The sequence below is a fragment of the Simiduia curdlanivorans genome, assembly GCF_030409605.1.
In the GTDB taxonomy this organism is placed as follows: Bacteria; Pseudomonadota; Gammaproteobacteria; order Pseudomonadales; family Cellvibrionaceae; genus Simiduia; species Simiduia curdlanivorans.
Genome location: NZ_JAUFQG010000006.1, coordinates 1,254,943 through 1,280,078, shown reverse-complemented (window position 1 = coordinate 1,280,078; position 25,136 = coordinate 1,254,943). Strand labels below are relative to the sequence as shown.

Sequence of the window (25,136 nt, the reverse complement as noted above, 5' to 3'; positions counted from 1 at the left end):
AGACATGGAGGGTTTTCCAGCACAAACGCGCTTCAAGTATCCCTGGCGACATTATCAGCAGCGGGTGCTGGATCAATTAGAGGCACATCTCGCCGATCAGCATCTGCATATCGTCGCACCGCCTGGCTCGGGCAAAACGGTTCTCGGCTTAGAAGTCATGCGTCGGCTCGGCAAGCCGACCTTGATATGCGCGCCCTCTCTTGCCTTAAGAGATCAGTGGGTGGATCGATTTTGCGAGCTATTTTTGGCAACGTCGACCAGCCCCGACTGGATTTCCACCTCATTGTCTGAGCCAAGGTTTCTTACTGTGGTTACCTATCAAGCACTGCATGCGGCGCTCGAGAGTAAGCACGGGCAAAAAGACACAGTGCTCGCCAAACTGCGCGATTGCGCGATATCAACCCTCGTCTTGGATGAAGCGCACCACTTAAAAAATGCCTGGTGGCGCGCCTTGATGCTGGTTAAAGAGCACTTATCGCCCGTTGTTGTGGGCTTGACGGCGACGCCGCCCTACGACGTAACTGGGCTTGAGTGGCAGCGCTATATGACGCTCAATGGCGATGTGGATGCTGAGATCGCGGTGCCGGAATTGGTGGCCGCCGGCGACCTGTGCCCACATCAAGATTATATTTTTTTCTGTAGCCCCACCGAACAAGAAGCCCAGCTACTCGATCGGGCAGCGCTGAAGCGTCGCCAGTTCGCAAAAAATGTCTTGGAAGATGCGGGCATATTTTCATGGCTCGCGTCGCAACCTTGGCTGATAACGCCTTTAGAGCATCTCGACTGGATCTATGAACACCTGGATGTTTACATCGCTACGTTGTGTTTGTGGCGCGCAGCCGGTCGCGAGCGCTGCATTGAGCACCAACAAATATTGGCGCTAGAAAATGCCGTTTTACCGGAGTTTTCGCCTGTACATTTGGCCCTTGCTCTACAGCAGCTACTCGATCAAAAAACGCCGGAGTATGAAGCGCTGCGCGAGCGCGTGGCGGCGCAACTTAGGCGCGCGGGGCTCATGCATAGAGGCCGTGTTGATATCGAAGATTCAGAGCGGCGCGAGAAATTATTGGTCAATAGCGCCGGAAAATTACAGGCCGTGGTGCAGCTGGCCCAGCACGAGTGGGGGCAGTTGGGTGATGGTTTGCGCATGGTGGTTTTGGCGGACTTCATTCGCGCCGAATACCTTGGCCAAGGCGATGTGCATAACAGTGGCGCGCTCAATAAACTCGGCGTAATTCCTTTATTTGAGGCTCTGCGTCATCACCTTTCGAACATCGCGCCCACAGATTCATGTCACATGGCGGTGTTGACCGGGCAGCTGGTTATTCTTCCAATGCACCTGTTAGCTGATTTACAACGGCTGGTGGCCGAAACGTCAGAAACGTTAGTTTCACTCACGCCTTTAGCCTGTGATGAACGTTTTGGAACCTTAACCTTAGCGGGGCAGGAGCAAAAGCGTATCGTGCATTGGATAACCCGCCTGTTTGAATTGGGTAGATTGCATGTGTTAGTGGGCACCAGTGCGCTGTTGGGTGAGGGTTGGGATGCGCCTTCAATAAACACTCTGGTATTGGCCTCCAGTGTGGGGTCGTTTGTGCAATCCAATCAAATGCGCGGTCGCGCCATACGGGTGGATAAACGAGAACCGAAAAAAGTGGCCAATATCTGGCATTTGGCCTGTGTGGATAAATCCGCAAAAACTTTGTCTAAAGCGTTACAGTTGGGTGAAGATTTTTCCTTGTTAGTTCGGCGCTTTAAAGCCTTTTCCGGCGTCTCTATCGTCGGCGACGCAGTCATTGAAAACGGTATAGCGCGCTTGCAACTGGATAGTTTGCTCGCTGGCAGTGACTCGGTTACGCAAGCCAACCACAAGATGTTAAGTGTGGCGAGTGAGCGCGGCGAGATGCATTCGCGCTGGCAAGCGGCTGTATTATCCGGCGCGAACTTCTTAGAGGGCATAGCGGCGCCCTATGTGGGCGAGAAAAGCTATAAAGCGGATAAGGAATTTGTGTTAACGCGCTCCCTGGCGCATTTTTTTGCGTTATTAATGGTGTCTTTATCGATTTGGTTTGACCTGATGCCACTCTTGGTGTCGCGCCTGTTAGCGCGCGTGCAAGATGGCAAAGCAATTGTAATTTGCCTGGTCGCATTGCTGTCTTTCTCAGCGCTGTATTTTGGTGTTCGTTTTTTTAATTACTTCCGACTCTGGTTAGCCTATCGAGATATTGGCCAAGACTTACACGCCATTGGCGAGGCGCTGCTTGAAAGCCTTGCGGCCGCTGGGCTTGTTGCAACGCAGGTGGCTGATTTTATGCTTACGGTTGACGTTGACGAATGGGGTGTGTCACAGCTCTATATCTCCGGTGGTGAGCGCCATGAGCGAGAGTTGTTTATGGCGTCCTTGACGGAAATTATCGCGCCGGTAGATAACCCCCGCTACCTTATTGTGCGGCGCTCTGTGCTGCTTCGGTTATTAACCCAGCGCGACTACCATGCAGTGCCTTATTGTTTGGCGAACCAAAAAAAGCGTGCACAACATTTTGCCGAGGCCTGGTTGCGGCAGGTGGGTAGCAGCGATTTAATTTACACCCGCAGCCTAGAGGGCCGTGCGCGTTTGCATCGGGCGCGGCTTGCCAATTTGGCACATCAACTCAAGGCACCGATTGAGCGAGCTAGGCGCTGGGGCTTTTAACGATGGCAACTATTTTGACTCATGCTCTCATTCCAGTGGCGTTGACAGTCATGGCGGGGCGTCGGCAAATCTCTTGGCGCTTGTGTTTTTGGGGATGCGTGGTCAGTATTTTACCGGACGCCGATGTCATCGCATTTAAGCTCGGCATCCCCTATCAAGATATTTTAGGCCATCGGGGCTTTACGCACTCTGTTGTTTTTTCCCTTATGGTGGGTTCGCTCGGCGCTTTTGCTCGGCATTATTTTCATGCAAAAGGGCTGACGATTTTTCTTTTCTTCAGTGTCAGTACTGCGTCGCATGCGTTGCTCGATGCGCTGACTAACGGCGGTTTGGGTGTCGCCTTGGCTTGGCCCTTCGTCGAAAGCCGTTACTTTTTACCTTGGCGGGTCATCGAAGTATCGCCCATCGGCTTGAAGAGTTTCCTCTCAGCTCGTGGCGCGAGTGTATTAGCTTCTGAAGTGCACGTGGTGTGGTTGCCGCTGTTGGCGCTCGTTCTCGCGGTGTGCCTGACGCGCATCACTCTGGGTTTCTACTTAAGGTCTGTTGCTCACCATGTTGACGACAAGTCGTCAACATAATCGGGTCCTGTATAGTCCGGTTTTGATAGTTGCGTGAATATCTCCGTTTAGCGCTATCTAGCTAATAAAAATAAAACCGGCTATTGGTTTCAGTTGATACGAAAAACCAACGGAATCACATTTCTACCATCGAACACACACAAATACTTCTACTTGCGTACAATGCCGCTTTTAAATTCCTCCCCGGCTGGAAAAACGATGTTGTCTTTAGCTGTACCGCGCTCCTTTTTCAAGCTCTTATGGCTTGTGTTCTTTGTTTGCTTTGAGCCTGCCACCACAATGGCGGCGACACTTGAGGTGCAGCTGCAAAAACAGTCAGCCTTGTTGGAGACTAAGCAGGCGAGTTTAGAAACCCTGGAAAGTAGATTGAGTAGCTATGAGGAAAGCAAAGTTGAAGCGCGCGATCGGCTCGATAAAGCTTTAGCCGATGTTGTTGAAGCCAGAATTCAGTTAGCCAATGCCGGTAATAGTCAGGATACCGAGGGAGCGACGCAGCGGGAGTTGGCGCAGAGAAGTTTGGCATTGGCAGAGCAAGGCTTAGACGGTCGTCAAAGTCGTTTAAATCGCATTGATAAAAATCTCGATAAAATTCAGCGCTCGATCATCGAGCAGCGCGAGTTTATTACCCGCCAAAAATCGACCATTGCGAGTTTGAAACAACAGCTTGCCAACCAAGCAGCGCAAATGAGGTACCAGAAAAAAGTTGCCGCCCTAGCAGCCAAACGAGATACGGTAGAAGCGCCAGTAGAAGCTACCACAGGTAAAGCTGATATCGAGGTGACAACATCAGAGGCTCTAGCCGCCGACATAGCGCGCTTGCCTGCACCCGCGGCTGGCCCAGTGGCTCCTGCGCCGCTAAGCAAGGAGCAAAAGGACGCTCGCGCTGAAATGCGTCGATTGCATGAATTGACCAAGGGCGCAGACAAAAAATTATCGGGCCGCTATCAAGAGCTTGAGCTGGTTGTCGATCGCAAAGAAAATATTGATTTCGAATATTGGGGCAAGGGTCAGTACTATGCCGAATTCGCACTATCGGCAGGTCAGCGTCGATTGCAAATCAAGCGTCGGGCTTTTAGCGTGAGTATTGCCGACGCCAATGATGGCGACACCTATGTACTGATTTATGACACCAGCCCCAAAGGCGAGCCCAGAGTTGCTTTTTTCAACCAAAACTTGTTGGAAGATTAAGGGATAATATTTAGCTACAAGCTACAAGCTACAAGCTACAAGCTACAAGCTACAAGCTGGATGGCCGGCCCCTACAAGCAACAAGCCGGGTGGCCTGTCTCTACAGACAATAGGCAACAGGTTTCCCCTAAAAGCTACAAAGCGGAGTGCCCGCTTTGTAGCTAGTTTGAGCTAGAAAGCAGGCGTTAATATTTATTCATGCAGTTTGCATAAAAACTAACGCTTGCCGGCCAGTCGGAAAATACACCTTTCACCCCCACTTGGGTGGCTAGCACGTGCAGGCTTTCATACTTGTCGCCGTCCTTGTCGATGACTTGGTCGGTGGTTTGGTGATACCAGGCGCCATCTTTATTCAGGGGTGCCGAGCGCTCGAAGGTCCAGGCGATAATATCGAGTTTGGCGCTTTGTGCGAGCTTGGCGTATTGGCTGGGTACAATGTTTTGATTGCCGTCGACATCCAATAGCATCCATAGGGGCGGTGCGATAATGTTGACGCCCGAGGCTTTTAATTCCGCCATGCTCGGGTTGTGGGTTAATTCGTTATTGTGATCAAAGCTTGGCTCGTCGTAGCGGCCGTCGAGATAGACGGCTTGTCTACCGAAGGCCGGTTCGTGCATGAGCCAGTATTTTACATCAGCTAAATTAAAAGACTGAGGGAATACCTGCCTAGGCGAGATGCCGGCGGCGCGGTATTCATCGATCATTTGTTGCGCGTACTGGGCCTGAGTGTAGCTACCTTGAAATGGCATATTAACTTCGGGCGCTTTCAGTTCTGGTGTAAATTTTGCGCCTAAGCTGCGAATCAACTGAATGCTTTCCTTGTGCGACAACAGGGTGCCACGGCTAGCGTAGGCGTCGGTGCGCCATGCCGGTGTGGCCTGTAAGTAATCCTGTAGGTTTGTTGCTCTGGGGTTGCTGCCTTCCATTTTGCCTTTCAGCGTTTTGAACTCGGCCAAACTGATGTCTGAGGTGCAGCACTGTGCACTTGCCGCTTTAATCAGTGCGCCAGTTTGTGGGTCGTATTCGGCAGGGCTAAAAGCTTGCGTACACTTGTTAGCCAGAGGTGTTTCCAGAATGTTGGTGGTGTAATGTAGGTCGCACTGCGAATGCCGGCAGACTAATTCTCTATCGTTGGTGAAGGTGACGTCGCACTCGATGATACCGGCACCGGTGCGCGCCGCCGCTATGTAGGATTCTTCGGTGTGCTCGGGGAACTGTAAGGCGGCGCCGCGGTGACCGATGGAGAAGTCGGAGCTGCGAAATGCCCTTCGGTTATTGGCGCAATGTTCAAGTTTCGTTTTGAGTGGCGATGGGTCCATATCCTCTACCAAGAAGTAGGGTCTAGGGCCGAGGGAAATAGCGAGTGGGCGGGATTTAGCATAGTGCGCGGCACCGTTATCGCGCTGACTGTCTAGGTGATGTCTTTCCTGTGACGAGGTTGTTGCCGTTACTGTATGGGAGAGTATAAATAAAGCGAGTACCGATACGAGCGTGGTGAGTCGGTGTGAGGTTTTCATCGTGAATGCCTTGGCCGAGTTGAGGAGTGCTAAGCCTACGCAACTTGTGTTGCGGTTTTATGCAGAAAATATGAAGGCGTTATTTAACGTTTTTTTGCTTGCTTTGCACGCGTGCCACTCTGCTAGCCTTAGCGGCTAAAAAGGGAAGGTTAAAAATGAGAAAGGTATAAAAGAGGGGGCAAGAAAATGAAAACGAGACCCCATAATCAACGCTTATACGAACTTTGAGGTTAACGGGATGATTCGACTACTAGCGGTATTATGGGCTGTTGGCGCGCTATTGTTATATGTGGCCGCGGATGCCAGCGCTCAAACGCACTTACTCGCGCTGCAACCGAGCGGTGTGGAGAATATTGAAGTCAAATCTCTAGCCAGCGGCAAACACAGCTCGAGTTTTCTCATTTTCATTCGAGAAACGGTACCTAATCACATTCATCAACATCACAGTGAGACTATTTATGTGTTGCAGGGGCATGGCGTTATGCGTCTAGGTGACGAATCGGTGAATATCGCACCGGGCGATTTTATTCATGTGCCGGAAGGGCGTGTGCATGGCGTGCAAGTGACTTCGAAGCAGCCCTTGAAAGTCTTGTCGATTCAGGCACCGGAATTTACCGGTGCCGATCGCGTGTTGGTAAAAGATTGAGCGCCTTTTAACTTAAGTAGGCGTTAGCTTGAAGACTTTATACTGGTCTGGGATTTGCTCGACACCGGTAATAGGCTCGATCAAGTCTTTCAGTAAACCATCGGATACGCCGTAAATCCAACCGTGTACCGACAGTGATTGACCCCGCGCCCAGGCATTCTGTACCACATTTGTGCGGCTCACCTGCTGCACCTGCTGCATAACGTTGAGCTCACACAGGCGATCTACCCGCTCTTTTTCGGTGGGGAAAGATTCGATATGGGCCCGGTGTGCGTAGTAAATATCGCGAATGTTGCGAATCCATAAATCGATCACGCCGAGTTGCTGATTCTGCAGTGCCGCGCGCACACCACCGCAGCCGTAGTGTCCCACCACCATGATGTGATCAACCTTGAGTACATCCACCGCGTATTGAATGACGGACAGGCAATTGATGTCGGTGTGTAATACCACATTGGCGACATTGCGGTGTACGAACAGCTCGCCCGGCATTAAACCCACGATTTCGTTCGCAGGCACACGGCTGTCTGAGCAGCCAATCCAAAGATAATCGGGTTCTTGCTGCTGTGAGAGTTTTAGAAAGAAATCCGGGTCTTCCGCCTTTATTGCTTCGGCCCAGTTGTGATTTTTGTCGAACAGATTTTCTAATTTGGTCATTTTTCTTTCGATTGGCTTTGGTTCGGCGAAGTATATCCCAAGTTAATTGCGCTATCATAGCGTTGAAAATTAGCTGTGGGTTGATGCAAATGAATAGCCTCTTTTGGCATGACTATGAAACTTGGGGAGCAAACCCCGCGCAAGATAGGCCCGCGCAATTCGCTGGCGTGCGCACCGACGAAGATTTGAATGTTATTGGCGAGCCCATGATGCTTTACGCCAAGCCCACTGGCGATTTGCTGCCCAACCCAGATGCCTGCTTGATTACCGGCATTACCCCGCAAAAGGCCTTGGTCGAAGGTGTGAGCGAGCCGGAATTTATTGCCAAGATTCACGCTGAATTTATCCAGCCGGGCACCTGCGGTGTGGGCTATAACAGCCTGCGTTTCGACGACGAGGTGACTCGCTACACCCTATACCGCAATTTTTACGACCCCTATGAGCGCGAGTGGAAAAATGGCAACTCGCGCTGGGATTTGATTGATGTTGTGCGTATGACTTATGCGCTGCGGCCGGAGGGCATTGAGTGGCCGGTGAAAGACGATGGCAGCCCCAGCTTTAAATTAGAGGACTTGGCGCGCGCCAATAACTTGCTGCACGAAGCCGCGCACGATGCGCTCTCCGATGTGTACGCCACCATAGCGCTGGCGCGGTTGATTAAAACCAAGCAGCCAAAACTCTACGATTATGCCTACGGTTTACGCTTGAAAGACGCAGTGCAGCGGCAATTTGATTGGATTACTAAAAAGCCGTTGTTGCACGTATCCTCGCGTTTTCCTGCGAGCAATGGCTGCAGCGCATTGGTAATGCCTTTGGCCCCGCACCCGGTCAATAAAAATGCCACCATTGTTTATAATTTAGCGGTAGATCCCACACCCTTGATGAGCTTAAGCGCCGCCGACATTCGAGCGCGGGTATTTTGTGCCGATGCCGACTTGCCGCAAGGTGCTGCACGTATTCCGCTTAAGTTGGTGCACGCCAACAAAAGCCCAATGCTAGCGCCGCTCGCCATGTTATCTGAACCGGTTGCCGCTAGGTTGCACATTGACCGCGCCCTGTGCGAAAAGCACTGGGCGATGTTGCGCGAGGCCGATCTCAACAGCGTGTTGCGCGAGGTGTTTAGCGATGGCGATTTTGCCCCAAGTGCCGACCCAGAGCAGCAGTTGTACCAGGGTTTTCTTCCCAATGAAGACAAGCCAATAATGCAACAGGTGCGCGCCAGCGCGCCCGAGTTGTTAGCCAATATCCAGTTTAAAGATCAGCGTTTAAACACCTTGTTGATGCGCTACCGAGCGCGGCATTTTTTTCACAGCTTGAGCGAAGAAGAGCAGTTCGAATGGGAAGAGCAGTGTTATCTGCGCCTGACTGAACCAGAGCAGGGCGCCAGTATTGTGCTGGATGCATACTTCGATCGCATTGCCGCCTTGGCACAACAGCCGGACCAAACTGAGCGCAACTTGAAAATTTTACGCGAACTGGAAGCCTACGGTGCGTCTTTGGTCTAATGGTTTTTCGCGTCGCGTGCGTGGCAGGGTGACTTGGCTCCAGTGGGGCAATGCGCGGCTGACCAGAGTGATTGTCGCCTATCACTCTGGTGCAGCTAAGCACTAACCGTTGGTGATGCGGTTAAATTCTATTTCGTATTTTCCCGCTGCGGTCTTTGCTTGAAATACTTTTGCCTGGTTATATTTTTCTTTAATGATGGCGTAAATCTGGCGCATGGCCTTCGGGTCTGTTTGGGCGCCGAAATAGATGGCGGTGACATCGTTGCGCTCAAACTTAACGTCTTCGTACCACTCGCTCTCCGGTTTTGCATCCGCCCCCACTTCATCTTTTACTTGGCGAAAGCAGCGCCATTCAGCCTCCGAGGCAAAGTGTAGTGATTTACTGGTAAATTTCTCGAAGAAATGCTCTTGAGCATCAAAGGCCTGGTTGGTGAGCACCACATCGAGTTGCTCTTTCATGCTAGTTATTTCCGGTCTAATGGGCCGGTAGCTGACCTGCTGGGGTTTGGGTAGCGAGGTAAATTCGCCGCACTGCAAGCGAATGGCAACGCCGCGATGATTGTCGGCAAAGTGCGTCCAGGCCGCGACATTGTCTGGTTTCGCTGAAAAGCTACAGATGCGCAGCGTACGGCAAAACTTACGCCAATCGACCATGAGTTGATCGAGCAATTGCAGGCGGTTGTCCACCATTTGCGACAGCAGCTCTTTTAGCACGTCCAGGGCTTCATCGGGTGATTGAAAGCGCTCCTCTTCGCGCCAGCGCCGAATGACCACCGTTAGCGGTGCCATGCCGCGGGGTTCGTCCTTGGCAAAAATCATGGCATTTGCGGCCTGAATGGCCGCCCCTAGTATGGCTTGCGGGTCGAAGCTTAGGCCAGATAGATGGTTTAGCTCGAACGGGTCTTTAAAGAGATGCGGCGCGCTCCAGCGCATCGATTGACTGTTTAAAATTTGTAAAGCGGTGTCGACGCTAACATATTTCACCAGTGTTTCCGGGTTGTGTATAACCACACTAGCTCCTCTTGGCTAATCACCTAATTGGTGGGTGTCTTAAATGGGCTATTCCGTATCTTGTGTATTACTAGGGAACCTCTGAATAACTCTGGTGCCGCTCTGGCTTCCAGCAGATTTCGTGGGCTAGGCGCGGCTTCGAAGGCATACCGGGGTCTGTCGAGAAGTCGCAAGCGGATGGCCGCCCCCAATTCACACGGAATTTGCTGGAAGCCCCGTAGGGCGTGGCCTTTAGCGGCCATCCGCTGCGTTGAGCTTCTTGCTAAGGGCTACGGCCCTTAGCTGCGAAACTCGCCTTGCGGCTGACCGCTACAGGTCACGCAGAGCGGTACCAGAGTTATTCAGAGGTTCCCTAGGTATAAGCGTAGCGCTTCGGGAGTCCGACCGCTAAAATATCGGCCGTCTGTCTTTTAGCCCCGAGGTTACTGTGGATTTTACTGGCGCCCATATTCTGTCTATTGATCAATTCGAACAACCCGACATAGAGCGTATCTTTCGCGTTGCCGATGCCATGGAACCCTACGCTAGTCGTCGGCGGGTAACACGCGTTCTTGAGGGTGCGATTCTCGGCAATATGTTTTTTGAGCCCAGTACTCGAACTCGCGTGAGTTTTGGCTGTGCCTTTAATTTACTCGGTGGTGAAGTGCGCGAAACCACGGGTTTCGAAAGTTCGGCTATCGCCAAGGGCGAGTCGCTGTACGACACCGCTCGGGTGCTGTCTGGCTATAGCGATGTGATTTGCATGCGCCACCCGCAAAATGGCTCCGTCGCCGAATTTGCCGAGGCTAGCCGAGTGCCGGTCATCAATGGCGGCGATGGCTCGAACGAACACCCGAGCCAAGCGCTGCTCGACCTTTACACCATTCGCAAAGAGCTGGCCGCCAAGGGCAAGGGCTTGAATGGCCTGCGCATCGCCATGATTGGCGACTTAAAGCACGGCCGCACGGTGCACTCCCTCTGCCGCCTGCTCGCCCTGTATCAAAACTTGCAAGTGACCTTGGTCTCGCCGACCGAGCTGGCCATGCCTGAGTACTTGGTTGAATTAATGCGCAAAGCCGGCCATCAAGTGCAGGTGACGGACGAGCTGACCGCGAGTATCAGCAAGGTTGATATCGCCTATTCCACCCGCATTCAAGAGGAGCGCTTTACCTCCAAGCAAGAGGCCGATCTCTATCGCGGCCGCTTTCGTTTGAATCAGCAGATTTACACCCAGTTTTGCGAACCCAATACGGTCATTATGCACCCCTTGCCGCGTGACTCGCGCGCCGAGGCCAACGAGCTGGATAACGACCTGAATGCCAACCCTAATCTGGCTATCTTCCGCCAGACCGATAACGGCATCTTGGTGCGTATGGCCTTGTTTGCTCTGGTGCTCGATGTTGTCGAGCTGGTGGATAAGCACGCCCGGGAAGTGCGCTGGCACTCTAGCCGCTAGGGAAATAGTAGATGCTGCCTGCTCTTATGCCTTTGCGTGACTAAGGGCTCGCCGCTTGTAGCGACTTCCTATTGGACTAGCGTTCTATATTCCAAATGCTTCTATTGATATGGCTGTTTTGTGACCCATTATCCGTTATGGTGAGCCGTTGCCACGTAGTATTAAGACTCTGGTATTAATACTAAGGACTGGTAGGCGGCAGCAGCGACGGATTGCCCGAGAACAAGTATAAATAGGCGGGTAGGTTATGAAACGATTACTTTTTACGTTTGTGTTATTGAGTACGGCTATGTTTGCCGGCGCACAAACGACAGCGGATGGCTCCCACGGTTGGTTGTTAGCCAAATACGATCTCAACGGTGATTCGCGTATTTCGCAAGAAGAAATCAGCGCGAAAAAACTCGATATTTTTCGCTTGATGGATCTAAACGTGTCCGGTGGCGTTAGCTACGATGAGTATGAGCAAATCGACTCGGCTCGCCGCACCCTTATCCTCAAGGCGCGTTTTAATAAGCTCGATGGCGATAAAAATGGCGAAGTCACCGAAGCTGAATACAGCAGTTTTCTCGGCCAGTTTTCCAGTATCGACGCCAATGGCGACGGCATGCTGGATAGCACCGAGATAACCCCTCTCGACGACGAATACGAAACCCATTGTTTTTACTGGTTTTGTTTACGGCTTGAGAACGACTAAGCGGCACCAGATGATGCAGGCATAAAAAAAGCGGCGAAAGCCGCTTTTTTTATGCCTGCACATATTGCGCAGAGGCTTATTCCTCGACTACTTGGCCCAGCCAGCCACCTAACTCGCGCCAGCGGTTGACAATTTTGCAAAATAAATCGGCCGTTTTTTCGGCGTCGTAGGCGGCCGAGTGGGCGGCGCTATTGCTGAACTCTATGCCTGCCAACTGGCAAGACTTGGCCAACACGGTATGGCCGTACGCCAGCCCCGCGAGCGTCGCAGTATCAAAACAGGAAAACGGGTGGAAAGGGTTGCGCTTGGCATCGCAGCGGTTGGCGGCGGCGTTGACGAAGCCCAGGTCAAAGTGGGCGTTGTGGCCGACAATGACGGCGCGCGAGCAGCCGTTTTCTTTGACGGCGCGGCGAATGGCGCGAAATAAATCAGGAATCGCCATCATCTCCGGCACCGCGTCGCGGTTGTCGATATCAATACCAGTAAAATCCAGCGCGGCCTGTTCGACGTTGGCGCCTTCAAAGGGGTCGACGTGGAAATCGAAGGTCTCGTGCCGGTGCAGTATGCCGTCGTCGTCCATGCGCAGGGTGACAGCGGCAATTTCTAATAGCGCGTCGGTATCGGCGTTAAAGCCGCCAGTTTCCACATCTACCACAACGGGTAAAAAGCCCCTAAAGCGTTGAGCTAGAAGGGTTTTTGGGCTGTCTTGCGGTTCCGCTGGGTTCACTAATCTTTCGCCTTAATCTATTGGGAAGGTCTTCGGGTTGAACAAGTTACTGTCGGTTATGCCGGTGCCACGCGCCATTGCAGGCTTTCGCCGGCGCGCAATGGCACCAGTTGGCTGCCGGCCATAGGTAGGGAGTCGGGTACGCGCCAGCTCTCTTTGACCAGCGTGATGGTATCAGTATTGCGCGCAATACCATAAAAGTCTGGGCCAAAGTGGCTGGCGAAACCTTCCAGTGCCGTAAGCGCGCCGGCGGCTTCGAAGGCCTCGGCGTAGAGCTCGATGGCGGCATGGGCGGTGTAGCTACCGGCACAACCGCAGGCGGCCTCTTTCTTGTCGCGTGCGTGGGGCGCGGAATCGGTGCCGAGGAAAAAGCGCGGGTTGCCGCTGGTGGCCGCCTTAATCAGTGCTTGCTGATGGGTGTTGCGCTTCAGAATGGGCAGGCAGTAATAGTGCGGCCTGATGCCGCCGGCCAACATGTGATTGCGGTTGTAGAGTAGGTGGTGCGCGGTGATGGTGGCGGCGGTGTTGCTTGAACTCTCGGCCACAAATTGCGCTGCGTCGCTAGTGGTGATGTGTTCCATCACGATGCGAAGGTTGGGCAAACGCTGGCGCAGCGGGCTTAGTATCTGGTCGATAAAGACCTTTTCCCGGTCGAAAATATCAATGCTGGCATCGGTCACTTCGCCATGAAGCAAAAACAGCATACCGGCCTTTTCCATGGCTTCGAGCGCGGGGTAAATCTTGTCTAAGCTGGTAACGCCGGAGTCCGAGTTAGTGGTGGCGCCGGCTGGGTAGAGCTTGGCGGCCACAACACCGGCGGCTTTTGCGGCCACAATGTCGGCGGCGCTGGTGTTGTCGGTCAGGTACAGCACCATCAAGGGCTCGAAGTTACTGCCGCTGGGGCGCTGGGCTAAAATGCGCTGGCGATAGGCTATGGCCTGCTCGGCATTCATTACCGGCGGCACTAGGTTGGGCATGATAATGGCGCGGCCAAAATAGCGCGCGGCATCGGGTACCGTGGTGGCCAGCTGCTCGCCGTCGCGTAAATGAATGTGCCAGTCGTCTGGGCGGGTGAGGGTAAGTGTTTGGGTCATACCAAATCCTGTGCTGGTCAGCCTTGCTGAGTGATGGCGCGCATCCTACCTAAATTAGACCTTAATTTCGACTCAAGCGAGCCGATAACCTAAGAGTTAGCTACCGGCGTGGAGTTGCAGCGGTGGCGATTATGCTGGGGTAGGCGAGGTAAATGGCGTTATGTTCATGAAAAATATCACTAAATCACCCATAGCTTGGCTGTTCGGGCTGAGCTTGTTTGGCCCCGCAGCGGCGGCCACCCAGTACACGCCGGCCATGGATAAAAGTGAATGGCAGGTCAATAGTTCGATTTTTCTCTGTGAATTGCGCCAAGAGGTGCCTTTTTATGGCGCCGCCAGTTTCTATCATAAGGCCGGCGAGCGCTTGGCACTGCAGCTGCAGGCCGATACGCCGCGGCTAAAAACTGGCAAGGCAAGGCTCACCGCGCGGGCACCGGTGTGGCGACCGCGCATGAAAAATATCGAGCTGGGCTTGGTGCCTGTTACTCAAGGCCTGTTGCCGGTGAGTCTAAACGATCAATTGTCGAACCGCGCTTTAACGGAATTGCAGGGTGGGCGCGAGTTAGTGTTTACTCGCTACCCTTGGTATGGCGCCGTTGAATCCTCGCAGGTGGCTCTGTCGCCGATTAAATTCCAGCCCGCTTACCAACAGTTTTTAAAATGTTTGGCCGGATTATTGCCGGTTAATTACGATCAAATTGCCAAAACTTCCGTGTACTTTCCCTCCTCTGGCGATGATTTTCCGCTTTCGGAAAAACGCAAGCTCAGCAATATTGCGATCTATACCTTGGCCGACCCCAAAGTGACGCACCTGTATATTGACGGCCATACCGACAGCAAAGGTATTCGCGATGAAAATTTGGAGTTGTCCAAGCGGCGGGCCGAGGCCGTGGCAGAATTTCTCAAGCGCGAAGGCATTCCGGAAAATAAATTTACCGTGCGCTGGCATGGCGAGCGCTATCCGGTGGTATCGAATCAAAGCCGAACCGGACGCGCTCAAAATAGACGTGTCACCGTTCGCGTCGATCGCGACGTCGCGCCAGAAATGGCATCCGCGCCTTAAAAAACCTTCCTTTGCGCGGCCTTAACCCTGTGAATCAGGCGTGATTGGTTATACAATTCGCGCCCTAATTTTCCGGCTAAACCATAGTTTTATGGGTTTAGCGTCCGCTCAGCAGGTGAATGGAGTTGTCTATGTCGTCGCTAAAAAAGGTGGTACTCGCTTACTCTGGCGGGCTTGATACATCAGTGATTGCCCGGTGGTTGCAAGAAACCTACAACGTCGAAGTGGTGACCTTCACTGCCGATATTGGTCAGGGTGAAGAAGTTGAGCCAGCGCGCGCGAAAGCCAAAGCTATGGGTATCAAGGAAATCTATATTGAAGATTTGCGCGAAGAATTCGTGCGCGATTATGTCTTCCCCATGTTTCGCGCCAACACCATTTACGAAGGCGAATACCTACTCGGCACCTCTATTGCGCGCCCACTAATCGCCAAGCGCTTGGTTGAAATTGCCAACGAAACCGGTGCCGATGCCATCTCCCACGGCGCCACCGGTAAAGGTAATGATCAGGTGCGTTTTGAGCTGGGTGCCTACGCACTGAAGCCGGGCATTAAAGTGATTGCACCTTGGCGCGAATGGGATTTGAACTCGCGCGAAAAATTGATGGATTACTGCAAGCAGCACAATATTCCGGTGGATTTTGCCAAGCAGAAAACCAAGTCACCTTACTCGATGGACGCCAATTTACTACACATCTCCTACGAGGGCGGTATTTTGGAAGATCCGTGGGAAGAGGCCGAAGAGGGCATGTGGCGTTGGTCGGTAGCGCCTGAAGCGGCACCGGATACCCCTACTTACATTACCCTGACTTATAAAGCCGGTGATGTGGTGGCCATTGATGGCGTAGATATGTCTCCTGCCACCGTGTTGGAAACCTTGAACAAAGTCGGCGGTGCCAACGGCGTAGGCCGCTTAGATATCGTTGAAAACCGCTATGTTGGCATGAAGTCCCGCGGCTGTTACGAAACCCCGGGCGGCACTATCTTGTTAAAAGCTCACCGCGCTATTGAGTCTTTGACCCTCGATCGCGAAGTTGCACATCTGAAAGATGCGCTGATGCCCAAGTATGCCGAGATGATTTACAACGGTTACTGGTGGAGTCCGGAGCGCAAGATGCTGCAGGTGGCTATCGATGAGTCGCAGCATGTGGTAAACGGTGAAGTGCGGGTCAAGCTCTATAAGGGTAACGTCAGCGTTGCGGGTCGGCGCAGCGAAGACAGCTTGTTCGACGGCAAGATAGCCACCTTCGAAGACGATGCCGGCGCCTACAACCAGAAAGATGCCGAGGGCTTCATTAAGCTCAATGCCTTGCGTATGCGCATCGCAGCGGGCAAAGGTCGCAACCTGTTCTAAAGCAGGCTAAAGCCCCTAAGTTGTCCTAAACTTTGGGGCTTTATGCTTTGCCGTGTTTAGCGTAGGTCTGCTTAAACCTTGATTCGGATCAATACCAGCCAGTTTTCAGGCCCTACAATGCAGCGGTGCAAGGTTTTACCTCTTTTGGGTTAGTAACAGCTCAATAGGGGGAGCGCCGCTAGCTAACGAATTATTAGCTTTAAAGATATTGGGAATCACTATGGGTAGCCATTCTGCTGCTGGAGATCATCCAGCTTATAACTACAAGGTTGTGCGCCAGTTCGCGATCATGACCATTGTCTGGGGCATTGTTGGGATGGCCGTTGGGGTGCTGATTGCAGCGCAGCTCTACTGGCCAGAACTGAATGACCTGTTCCAACCCTATTCGCATTTTGGTCGCTTGCGTCCACTGCATACCAATGCCGTTATTTTTGCATTCGGTGGCTGCGCGCTGTTTGCGACTTCCTATTATGTGGTACAGCGAACCTGTCAGGCAGTATTGTGGGGCGGTTGGTTAATACCCTTTACCTTCTGGGGTTGGCAGTTAGTGATTGTTGCTGCGGCTATTACCCTACCGATGGGGCTGACCTCCTCCAAAGAATACGCCGAACTCGAGTGGCCCATCGACATTCTGATTACCCTAGTTTGGGTGTCTTATGCGATTGTGTTCTTCGGCACCATTGTGAAGCGCAAAGTCGAGCACATCTATGTGGCCAACTGGTTCTACGGCGGTTTTATTCTCGTGGTTGCCGTGCTGCACTTGGTGAATTCGGCTGCAGTGCCTGTGTCTATGTTTAAGTCTTACTCGGCTTACGCTGGCGCCATGGATGCCATGGTGCAGTGGTGGTACGGCCACAACGCGGTAGGCTTCTTCTTAACCGCAGGCTTCTTGGGCATGATGTATTACTTCGTACCTAAGCAGGCCGGTCGTCCGGTCTACTCTTATCAGCTGTCTATCGTACATTTCTGGGCGCTGATTTCCCTATACATTTGGGCCGGTGCACACCATTTACACTACTCCGCCTTGCCAGATTGGGCGCAGAGCTTAGGTATGGTGATGTCTTTGATCCTGCTGGCGCCCAGCTGGGGCGGTATGATTAACGGTATTATGACGCTGTCCGGTGCTTGGCATAAATTGCGCACCGATCCGACCCTGCGCTTCTTGGTGGTGTCTTTGTCTTTCTACGGTATGTCTACCTTCGAAGGCCCCATGATGTCCATTAAGACGGTGAATGCCCTGTCGCACAACACCGACTGGACCATTGGCCACGTACATTCAGGTGCCCTAGGTTGGGTTGCAATGATCTCCATTGGCGCCATTTATCACTTGATCCCTGTGCTGTTTGGCAAGAAAGAAATGTTCAGCGTTAAGTTGATTAACACCCATTTCTGGTTGGCCACTATCGGTACTGTTTTGTACATCGCCGCTATGTGGGTAAATGGCATTATGCAGGGCTTGATGTGGCGCGCCTTTAACACCGACGGCACCTTAACCTATAGCTTTGCTGAATCGGTTGAGGCGAGCTACCCAGGCTACTTCGTCCGTTTTATGGGTGGTGCTTTCTTCCTGCTAGGCATGTTAATCATGGCCTACAACACCTACCGCACAGTGACTGATGAGCGCGAAGAGCAGCAAGTCGCTTTAACCAATGCTCAGGCGGCTTGAGGACTAGCAGATGAAAAACCATGACATAGTAGAGAAGAACATTGGTCTCATGGCCGTGCTAACTATCGTTGCCATCAGCTTCGGAACCTTGGTAGAAATCGTTCCGCAGTTTTATCTAAAAGAAACCACCGAACCAGTAGCGGGTTTGAAGCCTCTGCCGGCGTTGGAGCTTGAAGGTCGCGATATTTATATCCGCGAAGGCTGTCACGTTTGCCATACGCAAATGGTGCGTCCGCTGCGAGCAGAAGTGGAGCGCTACGGTCACTATTCGGTGGCCGGTGAATCGGTTTACGAACATCCGTTCCTGTGGGGTTCGAAGCGCACCGGGCCAGATTTGGCGCGCGTCGGTCAACGTTATTCGGATGAGTGGCAGAAAGCGCATTTATACAACCCGCGTAACGTCGTGCCGAAATCCAATATGCCTGCTTTTCCTTGGCTATTTGACAATGTGCTAACCGGCGAATTAACCGGTAGAAAAATGGCTGCACTGCGCTCAGTTGGCGTGCCCTATACCGATGCCGATATTGAAGGCGCGCAAGAGGCTGTTAAAGGCACGGCTGAAATTGATGCCTTGGTGGCTTACTTGCAGCAGTTGGGCACCTTAGTAACTCAGAAGCGTTAATGATGGATATGAATGATTTGCGTTCCCTCGGAACGGTATTTGTGACTTTGGCGTTCATCGGCGTCTGCTGGTGGGCGTTCGCGCCAAGCCGCAGAAAGCGTTTTGAAGAGGCGGCCAATTTGCCTTTTGCAGATGAGGAGCCACGCAAGCCAACCCAACAACTTCATCCCGAAACCGATGAAGAGAGGCAGGATTAATTATGAGTATTTTTTGGAACCTGTGGATCATTGTTCTGACGCTAACCTGTTTAGCGTTGATAACTTGGGTGCTGTTTGCCAACCGTAAAGTTGCGGTAAACGATGACGAAGATCCGGAAAACAGAACCACTGGCCATGTTTACGACGGCATTGAAGAATATGATAACCCACTACCGAAATGGTGGTTTCAGCTGTTCGTTGCGACGTTGATATTTAGCGCTATCTATTTGATTATTTTTCCAGGCTTAGGTTCGTGGAAAGGTATTCACCCGAGCTATCAAGATGGCTGGACGTCGCACAAGCAGCTCGAAGGCGAGCAGCAGAAAGCGCAGGCGGCTTACGTAGAGAGCTTTGGTAAGTACCAAAAAATGTCTATCGAAGAGTTGGTCAATGAGCCGCGCGCTATGAAAATGGGTATGCGCCTGTTTGCCAATAACTGTGCGATTTGTCACGGTGCCGATGGTGGCGGTAGCTATGGCTTCCCAAGCCTTATCGACAACGATTGGCTCTACGGCGGCAGCCCAGAAACCATTCTACAAACCCTTACCTACGGTCGTAACGGCAACATGCCACCTTGGGGGCCTGTTATTGGCGAAGCTGCGGTACAAAGTTCTGCAGAGTACGTGATGAGCTTGTCCGGCATGGAGCACGATGCCGATTTGGCCAAACAGGGTGCCAGTGTGTTCGCAGGAAATTGTGCGGCTTGCCATGGCGCAGATGGAAAGGGTATTCAGGCCATGGGTGCCCCCAATTTGACCGATGATATTTGGTTGTATGATGGCTCGCGCAAAGGTATTCGTCACTCGATTCGCGAAGGTCGCGCCAACCAAATGCCTGCCCAGGCAGAGAAATTGCGCGCAGATAAAATTCATTTGTTAGCGGCTTATGTCTACAGCTTGTCTTTAGACCAAAACGCCCAGTAGACATAAAAAGGGCAGCGAAGCTGCCCTTTTTATTGCGCGAAAATTACCTGTGGGTGATTTAATCCTGTTTGCTTTTACGAGTTGCTTCCCATGTCTGATCAAGAGTTGAAAGATCAACGTAAGGATTCAGAACAACAACAAGAAAAAATTCGCTACGTCGATGTCTACGAATCTTCCGGTCGTATTTATACCCGCAAGATTACCGGTTTTTTTCAAAAGCTCCGCCGCTACACGGGCCTGCCGCTGCTGGCCGGCTTTTTGTTGATGCCGTGGTTTGTTATCGATGATCGTCCAGCCATGTTGTTTGATTTGTCGACCCGCCAGTTTCATATTTTGTGGTTAACCTTCGGTCCGCAAGACGCCATGTTGCTGTCTTGGCTGTTGATTATTGCCGCTTTCAGCTTATTTACGGTCACGGTTTTGGTGGGCCGAGTTTGGTGTGGTTTCACCTGCCCGCAAACGGTTTGGACCATGATGTTTATTTGGGCCGAGCATTTTTTCGAAGGCGATCGCAACAAGCGCATCAAACTAGATCAGCAGCCCATGAGCCCGAGCAAGTTTGCCCGCAAGTTTGGCAAACACGCCATGTGGGTAACGATTTCGCTGATAACCGGTATCACCTTTATCGGATATTTTACCCCGGTACGGGAATTAATAACCGGCTTGGCTACCTTTGCAGCCGAGCCAATTTCGGCGTTTTGGGTGCTGTTTTTTGCCGGCGCAACTTATTTGAACGCCGGCTACATGCGCGAGCAAGTGTGTAAATACATGTGCCCCTACGCGCGCTTTCAGTCGGTGATGTACGATCAAGATACCTTAACGGTATTTTACGATTACAAGCGCGGCGAAGCGCGCGGCCCGCGCAAGCCCGACGAAGACGCAAAAGCCAAAGGCCTCGGCGATTGCATCGACTGTTCTTGGTGCGTACAAGTGTGCCCGGTTGATATCGATATTCGCGATGGCGTGCAGTTGGAATGTATCGACTGCGGGCTCTGTGTTGACGCCTGTAATAGCGTGATGGATAAAATGGGCTACGACCGCGGTTTGATCCGTTTTACCACGGAAGAAGCCATCAAAAATGGTACCACCCATGTATTCCGGCCACGCTTGATTGGCTATGCGGTGGCGGTTCTTTTAATGATTGCAGTGTTTGCCTACACAGTAAGTAATCGCGTGCCCATTAAGGTGGATGTATTGCGTGACCGGGGAGCGAATATGTATCGCGTGGTGGGCGATGATATTCAAAACGTCTACACCTTGAAAATTCTCAATCTCGATCCAGCCGATCAAGTTTATCGAGTCGAAGTGCGTGGTGAACACCACTTTACGCTGGGTGGTTATCGTCCCACGGTGATTGAGCAAGGTGAACTGTTGAGCTTTCCGGTTCGCGTTTCGGTGCCGCGCAGCGAGTTAACAACCACCAAAGCGACGATCGAGTTCTATGTGGAAAGTGAAGACAATCCCGAACTGAATACCACGGCAACGGCGAGTTTTATTGGCCCAACCCATTAATGTAACGAGCGTGGAAACGGTAGAAAATGGCTATTCAAGATTCAACACTCGATCAAGGCCCCTGGTATCGCCAAGGTTGGGCTTGGTTTTTACTGACGCCATTAATTGTAATTGTGTTGGTGATGGCTGCCTATATTTCTGTTGCTGTGAAACTGTCCGATGACGTAGTTATCGATAATTACTACCGCGAAGGGCGTATGTATAACGAGCGCCTCGAACAAGATCATCGTGCCACGGCGCTGGCCATGCGCGCAGAGTTGGATTTTGATTTAGAAACCGGCGAAGTTTTTTTGCAGTTGAGCGGTGACGAGCTACCTGAGTCCTTGGTGTTGGTATTACAGCACCCAACGGAGGCCGACCTCGATCAAACGGTTATTTTGGCTGCCACAGGCCAGGGTAATTATCGCGGTGATTTAAACTTGGGCGTCAACTTTTCCCGTTATCTTTTACTCTTTCCCGGTGCGTCAGCGAGTGAGCGAGGCACAGCCCCGTGGCGCTTGAAGGATAAAATTGATTTTCAAGCGTCTCACGCCGTCACCCTGCAGGCCACTGAGAAGCAAGCCGCCGATCAATAGGCGAGACATCCTCCGTGGCCGATATCCCTTGCTATCACTGCAACTTACCTACACCTGAGCCGGCCGAGTTTTTTGTCCTTATCGAGGGCGAGTCTAGGCCCATGTGTTGCCCCGGCTGTCAGGCGATAGCAAGCGCCATTGTCGACGGTGGCTTGTCGAGTTTTTATCGCTATCGCACTGAATCTAACGCCCGCCCGGAAGCTCATCTTGCCGATTACAGTGCCTATGATTTAGCTGACTTACAGGCTGACTTTGTCACCGGTGAAACGGCGCAGCGCAGTGCCTTTTTGTTGTTAGATGGTTTGACCTGCGCCGCCTGTGTTTGGTTGATTGAAAAACACCTGTACGCCATCGACGGTGTATTAAAAGTCTCCGTTAACGCCACTAACCATCGCCTAACTTTAGTGTTTAACAGCGCTAAGGTTCAGCTCTCGAGCTTGATGTTTGAACTCGATCGCATCGGTTATCGGCCTATGCCCGCGAACGATGAAAACCAGCGCGACCTCTGGCAGAAAACCCGAAATGCCTTATTAATGCGGCTGGCTGTGGCTGGCTTTGGCATGATGCAGGTGATGATGGTGGCAATTGCTCTTTACGCCGGCGCACTGCAAGACTTCGAGGGCATTTGGCAAAGTTTTTTTCGCTGGGTCAGTTTGATTGTTGCAACGCCGGTGGTGCTTTTCAGTGCCCAGCCTTTTTTCCGCGCCGCTTTCAACAGTTTAAAACAGCACCAATTAGTGATGGATGTACCGGTCGCGCTCGCCATTGGTGGCGCCTACTTGGCCAGCGCTTTCGCAACGGTCACGGCAACCGGTGAAGTGTATTTTGAATCGGTATCGATGTTTACTTTTTTTCTGTTATTGGGGCGTTATTTAGAGCTGCGGCTGCGCCATAAAAATGCCAGCAGTTTACGCAGTGTTGGTTTGCGCCTACCGCTCACGGCCCGTAGGCAGCGAGCGGGTGACGAACACAGCGACGATGTTATTTCCATTAAGCAATTAATTGTTGGCGATAGGGTGCGGGTGTTAGCCGGCGAGACATTGCCCTGCGACGGCGTTGTGGTCGACGGTACAAGCCATGTGGATGAGGCGCTCATTACCGGTGAGTCTGACGCCGTTAAAAAAACCATCGGCTCGCAAGTGATTGCTGGCAGTATTAATTTAGACAGTCAGTTGAGCATTCGCGCCGAGGCGGTGGGGCGGCAAACACAACTCTCTGCAATCGAACAGTTGGTCGCACGTGCCGAGTCCGATAAACCACAACAAGTGAACTTGGCCGATAGACTGGCGCGTTTTTTTGTCGCGCGGCTCTTGGTTGTCGCGGCCTTGGTGGCCGGCTTTTGGCTTTGGTATCAACCCGAACAAGCGTTTTGGGTAACGCTGTCGGTACTCGTGGTGACCTGCCCTTGTGCTCTGTCGTTGGCCACGCCGGTGGCGTTAACGCGCGCTACGCTGTGGTTGCGAGAGAAGGGTTTGTTAGTCACTCGTGGTCATGTGGTGGAAGCGCTGGCCCGAGTTGATACTGTGGTGTTCGATAAAACCGGAACTTTAACCCAAGGCAAGCTGGCGTTGCTTCAGCTTCAACCTTTGTCTGAAGCCCTGAATGGTGCCGACATGCAGGCCATCGTTGCAGCACTGGAAGCAGGGTCGCGGCACCCCATTGCCAAGGCCTTTGAATCAATCCCCGCTCACAAGGGTGTTACTGATTTGGTGCAATACCCATCGCAGGGGGTTGAGGGCCGGCTTGAGGGGCAAGTGATTCGCTTTGGTCGCGCCGATTTTTTTCGCGCCTGGTACGGTGATGATCTACCCGCAGTGCCCGAGGAAAAGCAGCAGTGGTATTTATTGGGTTCCGAGGCTGAGCCTTTAGCGTGGTTTGAGTTGCGCGACGCATTGCGCGAGGATGCCATAGACACTATTGAGCGTTTAAAAAAGCGCGGGCTAGGTGTGTTGCTACTCAGTGGCGATCGTCAGGCCGTTGTTAGCCAATTGGCGCAAACCTTGGCTATCGACGAGGCGCAAGGCGATCTCTTGCCCAAAGATAAGCTGGCGCGGGTACAGCAATTACAACAGCAGGGGCACACAGTTTTAATGGTAGGCGATGGCATTAACGATGTGCCGGTGTTAGCCGGCGCCGATGTGTCGGTCGCCATGGCCGGCGCCACCGATCTGGCGCAAGTAAACGCCGATACCTTATTAACTCACGGTCGGTTGGGCGTGTTGATAGATAGCTTAGCGTTAGCGCTTGAATGCAAACGCACCATCAAGCAAAACTTAACCTGGGCGATAGCGTATAATCTGATCGCCTTGCCCTTTGCCGCTATGGGCTGGGTGCCGCCCTATGTAGCCGCCGCCGGTATGAGTTTGAGTTCATTGATTGTGGTTATTAATGCCATGGGATTGGACCGAAAGCTAAAACAGTAAATGTTGTTAGCGCTATTGGAATAAGTCAGTCATGGAAATTCTTTTTTTATTAGTACCCCTTGCGCTCGTCTTTATTGGGCTGGCCATTAAGTTGCTGTTTTGGGCAGTAAAAAATGGTCAATACGATGACCTCAACACGGAAGGCCAGCGCATTTTATTTGACGACGAAACTAAGCCATCCGTAAAACCCAAGCAGCCTGAATAGTATGGAATTGGGCTTCGCCGCGTTGTCGGTTTTTGTGGTGGGTTTGATGGGCGCCGGCCACTGTTTAGGTATGTGTGGCGGCATTGTTGGCGCCTTGTCTATGGCCGCAGCTTCCAGCCGCGAGCGTTGGCAGCGCTTGTTTCTCTATAATATTGGCCGCTTATTTAGCTATAGCCTGTTAGGCGCGGCGGTGGGCCTAACAGGCTATGTGTTTGCGCAATTTCTCGGCCCTTGGCTGCGCGTGCTGGCCGGTATTCTACTTATTTTGATGGGCCTGTATCTCGCCAATTGGTGGCGCGCGTTGGTCTGGTTAGAAAAAGGTGGCGCTTATCTATGGCGTTTTTTACAGCCCCTAGGAAGAAAGTTATTACCGCTTAATGCCGCTTGGCAGGCCTTGCCTTTGGGTATGTTGTGGGGCTTTCTACCTTGCGGCTTGGTGTATACCGCGCTTGCCTTTGCGGCCAGCCAAGGCGATGGCATTAGCGGCGCCTTGGTTATGTTCGCGTTCGGCTTAGGCACCTTGCCGGCCATCATTGTGTCCGGCGCTTTGTCTGTGCAACTGCAAAGGCTGCTGGCCAATAGCTCGCTACGCACGGTGATGGCACTACTGTTAATCGCCTTCGGGGTGTGGACCTCGCTCGTGGCCTTGTCTCACGCTAGCCACGGCAATCATTCAGCTGCTTCACCTGCCTCTTTCTCTGCAAGCCCCCAACAACACCCGCACCATTGATCAAAATTTAAGCGTCTGTGCACCTCGGTATCACTCGGGTATTTCTTGGTGGGTAATCAAGAAACAAAAAACGATCAACCTGCCTGCTTTATTACCAGTTCCTTGACGATGGTAGATGCTTATA

The 25,136-nt window shown here is 52.3% G+C and carries 23 protein-coding genes; 18 read left to right on the top strand and 5 right to left on the bottom strand.

The genetic code is table 11. The features are described from left to right. Positions 1 to 4 precede the first annotated feature (4 nt). From QWY82_RS19535 to QWY82_RS19525, 3 genes are all read left to right on the top strand, one after another. Positions 5 to 2,692 carry a DEAD/DEAH box helicase family protein gene (locus QWY82_RS19535; protein WP_290265592.1) on the top strand — a complete coding sequence of 896 codons (2,688 nt, stop codon included), beginning with the start codon at positions 5 to 7 and terminating at the stop codon, positions 2,690 to 2,692. A 14-nt stretch (positions 2,693 to 2,706) separates the two neighbouring features. Beyond that, on the top strand, positions 2,707 to 3,270 hold the full coding sequence (locus QWY82_RS19530; protein ID WP_290265591.1) for a metal-dependent hydrolase: 564 nt from the start codon (positions 2,707 to 2,709) through the stop codon (positions 3,268 to 3,270). A gap of 198 nt (positions 3,271 to 3,468) precedes the next feature. Further along, complete coding sequence (locus QWY82_RS19525) at positions 3,469 to 4,458, top strand: coiled-coil domain-containing protein (RefSeq protein WP_290265589.1); 990 nt, start codon at positions 3,469 to 3,471, stop codon at positions 4,456 to 4,458. Positions 4,459 to 4,643: 185 nt separating this feature from the next. Here the strand turns inward: QWY82_RS19525 and QWY82_RS19520 are convergent, their stop codons facing one another. Then, on the bottom strand, positions 4,644 to 5,975 hold the full coding sequence (locus QWY82_RS19520; RefSeq protein ID WP_290265588.1) for a glycerophosphodiester phosphodiesterase family protein: 1,332 nt from the start codon (positions 5,973 to 5,975) through the stop codon (positions 4,644 to 4,646). Between the two features lie 238 nt (positions 5,976 to 6,213). Between QWY82_RS19520 and QWY82_RS19515 the strand changes: the two genes are divergently transcribed. Next, the gene (locus tag QWY82_RS19515; RefSeq protein WP_290265587.1) at positions 6,214 to 6,621 is read left to right on the top strand and encodes a cupin domain-containing protein; all 408 of its coding nucleotides are present in this window, start codon (positions 6,214 to 6,216) and stop codon (positions 6,619 to 6,621) included. 12 nt (positions 6,622 to 6,633) lie between these two features. Here the strand turns inward: QWY82_RS19515 and can are convergent, their stop codons facing one another. Continuing rightward, on the bottom strand, positions 6,634 to 7,278 hold the full coding sequence (gene can, locus QWY82_RS19510; protein ID WP_290265586.1) for a carbonate dehydratase: 645 nt from the start codon (positions 7,276 to 7,278) through the stop codon (positions 6,634 to 6,636). A gap of 89 nt (positions 7,279 to 7,367) precedes the next feature. Between can and sbcB the strand changes: the two genes are divergently transcribed. Next, positions 7,368 to 8,783, top strand: a complete 1,416-nt coding sequence (sbcB, locus tag QWY82_RS19505; RefSeq protein ID WP_290265585.1) for an exodeoxyribonuclease I — start codon at positions 7,368 to 7,370, stop codon at positions 8,781 to 8,783. A gap of 102 nt (positions 8,784 to 8,885) precedes the next feature. Here sbcB and QWY82_RS19500 read toward each other — a convergent pair whose 3' ends face one another. Continuing rightward, positions 8,886 to 9,794, bottom strand: a complete 909-nt coding sequence (locus tag QWY82_RS19500) for a DUF2971 domain-containing protein (RefSeq protein WP_290265584.1) — start codon at positions 9,792 to 9,794, stop codon at positions 8,886 to 8,888. 427 nt (positions 9,795 to 10,221) lie between these two features. On the opposite strand from QWY82_RS19500, the gene QWY82_RS19495 reads away from it, so the two are divergent. Both QWY82_RS19495 and QWY82_RS19490 read left to right on the top strand, forming a co-directional pair. Then, positions 10,222 to 11,229 carry an aspartate carbamoyltransferase gene (locus QWY82_RS19495; RefSeq protein ID WP_290265583.1) on the top strand — a complete coding sequence of 336 codons (1,008 nt, stop codon included), beginning with the start codon at positions 10,222 to 10,224 and terminating at the stop codon, positions 11,227 to 11,229. A gap of 247 nt (positions 11,230 to 11,476) precedes the next feature. Beyond that, positions 11,477 to 11,923, top strand: coding sequence for an EF-hand domain-containing protein (locus QWY82_RS19490; protein ID WP_290265582.1), 447 nt, complete (start codon positions 11,477 to 11,479; stop codon positions 11,921 to 11,923). A gap of 76 nt (positions 11,924 to 11,999) precedes the next feature. Here QWY82_RS19490 and rnt read toward each other — a convergent pair whose 3' ends face one another. Further along, a complete protein-coding gene (gene rnt, locus QWY82_RS19485; RefSeq protein ID WP_290265581.1) occupies positions 12,000 to 12,650 on the bottom strand; it encodes a ribonuclease T in 651 nt (216 codons plus the stop codon). Between the two features lie 56 nt (positions 12,651 to 12,706). Beyond that, positions 12,707 to 13,744 carry a dihydroorotase gene (gene pyrC / locus QWY82_RS19480; protein WP_290265580.1) on the bottom strand — a complete coding sequence of 346 codons (1,038 nt, stop codon included), beginning with the start codon at positions 13,742 to 13,744 and terminating at the stop codon, positions 12,707 to 12,709. Between the two features lie 166 nt (positions 13,745 to 13,910). On the opposite strand from pyrC, the gene QWY82_RS19475 reads away from it, so the two are divergent. The 11 genes from QWY82_RS19475 (at position 13,911) to QWY82_RS19425 (ending at position 25,012) form a co-directional block, all read left to right on the top strand. Continuing rightward, entirely contained in the window at positions 13,911 to 14,807 is an 897-nt protein-coding gene (locus QWY82_RS19475; RefSeq protein ID WP_290265579.1) for a flagellar protein MotY, read from the top strand. 131 nt (positions 14,808 to 14,938) lie between these two features. Next, a complete protein-coding gene (locus QWY82_RS19470) occupies positions 14,939 to 16,159 on the top strand; it encodes an argininosuccinate synthase (protein WP_290265578.1) in 1,221 nt (406 codons plus the stop codon). Positions 16,160 to 16,379: 220 nt separating this feature from the next. Further along, a complete protein-coding gene (gene ccoN, locus QWY82_RS19465; protein ID WP_290265577.1) occupies positions 16,380 to 17,825 on the top strand; it encodes a cytochrome-c oxidase, cbb3-type subunit I in 1,446 nt (481 codons plus the stop codon). A 10-nt stretch (positions 17,826 to 17,835) separates the two neighbouring features. Next, entirely contained in the window at positions 17,836 to 18,447 is a 612-nt protein-coding gene (gene ccoO / locus QWY82_RS19460; protein ID WP_290265576.1) for a cytochrome-c oxidase, cbb3-type subunit II, read from the top strand. 2 nt (positions 18,448 to 18,449) lie between these two features. Next, positions 18,450 to 18,644 carry a cbb3-type cytochrome oxidase subunit 3 gene (locus tag QWY82_RS19455; RefSeq protein ID WP_290265743.1) on the top strand — a complete coding sequence of 65 codons (195 nt, stop codon included), beginning with the start codon at positions 18,450 to 18,452 and terminating at the stop codon, positions 18,642 to 18,644. A 2-nt stretch (positions 18,645 to 18,646) separates the two neighbouring features. Continuing rightward, the gene (gene ccoP, locus QWY82_RS19450) at positions 18,647 to 19,567 is read left to right on the top strand and encodes a cytochrome-c oxidase, cbb3-type subunit III (protein ID WP_290265575.1); all 921 of its coding nucleotides are present in this window, start codon (positions 18,647 to 18,649) and stop codon (positions 19,565 to 19,567) included. Between the two features lie 90 nt (positions 19,568 to 19,657). Then, positions 19,658 to 21,079, top strand: coding sequence for a cytochrome c oxidase accessory protein CcoG (gene ccoG, locus QWY82_RS19445; protein WP_290265574.1), 1,422 nt, complete (start codon positions 19,658 to 19,660; stop codon positions 21,077 to 21,079). A 26-nt stretch (positions 21,080 to 21,105) separates the two neighbouring features. Continuing rightward, complete coding sequence (locus tag QWY82_RS19440) at positions 21,106 to 21,654, top strand: FixH family protein (RefSeq protein ID WP_290265573.1); 549 nt, start codon at positions 21,106 to 21,108, stop codon at positions 21,652 to 21,654. Between the two features lie 14 nt (positions 21,655 to 21,668). Beyond that, the gene (locus tag QWY82_RS19435) at positions 21,669 to 24,077 is read left to right on the top strand and encodes a heavy metal translocating P-type ATPase (protein WP_290265572.1); all 2,409 of its coding nucleotides are present in this window, start codon (positions 21,669 to 21,671) and stop codon (positions 24,075 to 24,077) included. A gap of 31 nt (positions 24,078 to 24,108) precedes the next feature. After that, complete coding sequence (gene ccoS / locus QWY82_RS19430) at positions 24,109 to 24,282, top strand: cbb3-type cytochrome oxidase assembly protein CcoS (RefSeq protein ID WP_290265571.1); 174 nt, start codon at positions 24,109 to 24,111, stop codon at positions 24,280 to 24,282. A gap of 1 nt (position 24,283) precedes the next feature. Further along, positions 24,284 to 25,012 carry a sulfite exporter TauE/SafE family protein gene (locus QWY82_RS19425; protein WP_290265570.1) on the top strand — a complete coding sequence of 243 codons (729 nt, stop codon included), beginning with the start codon at positions 24,284 to 24,286 and terminating at the stop codon, positions 25,010 to 25,012. Positions 25,013 to 25,136: the final 124 nt, after the last annotated feature.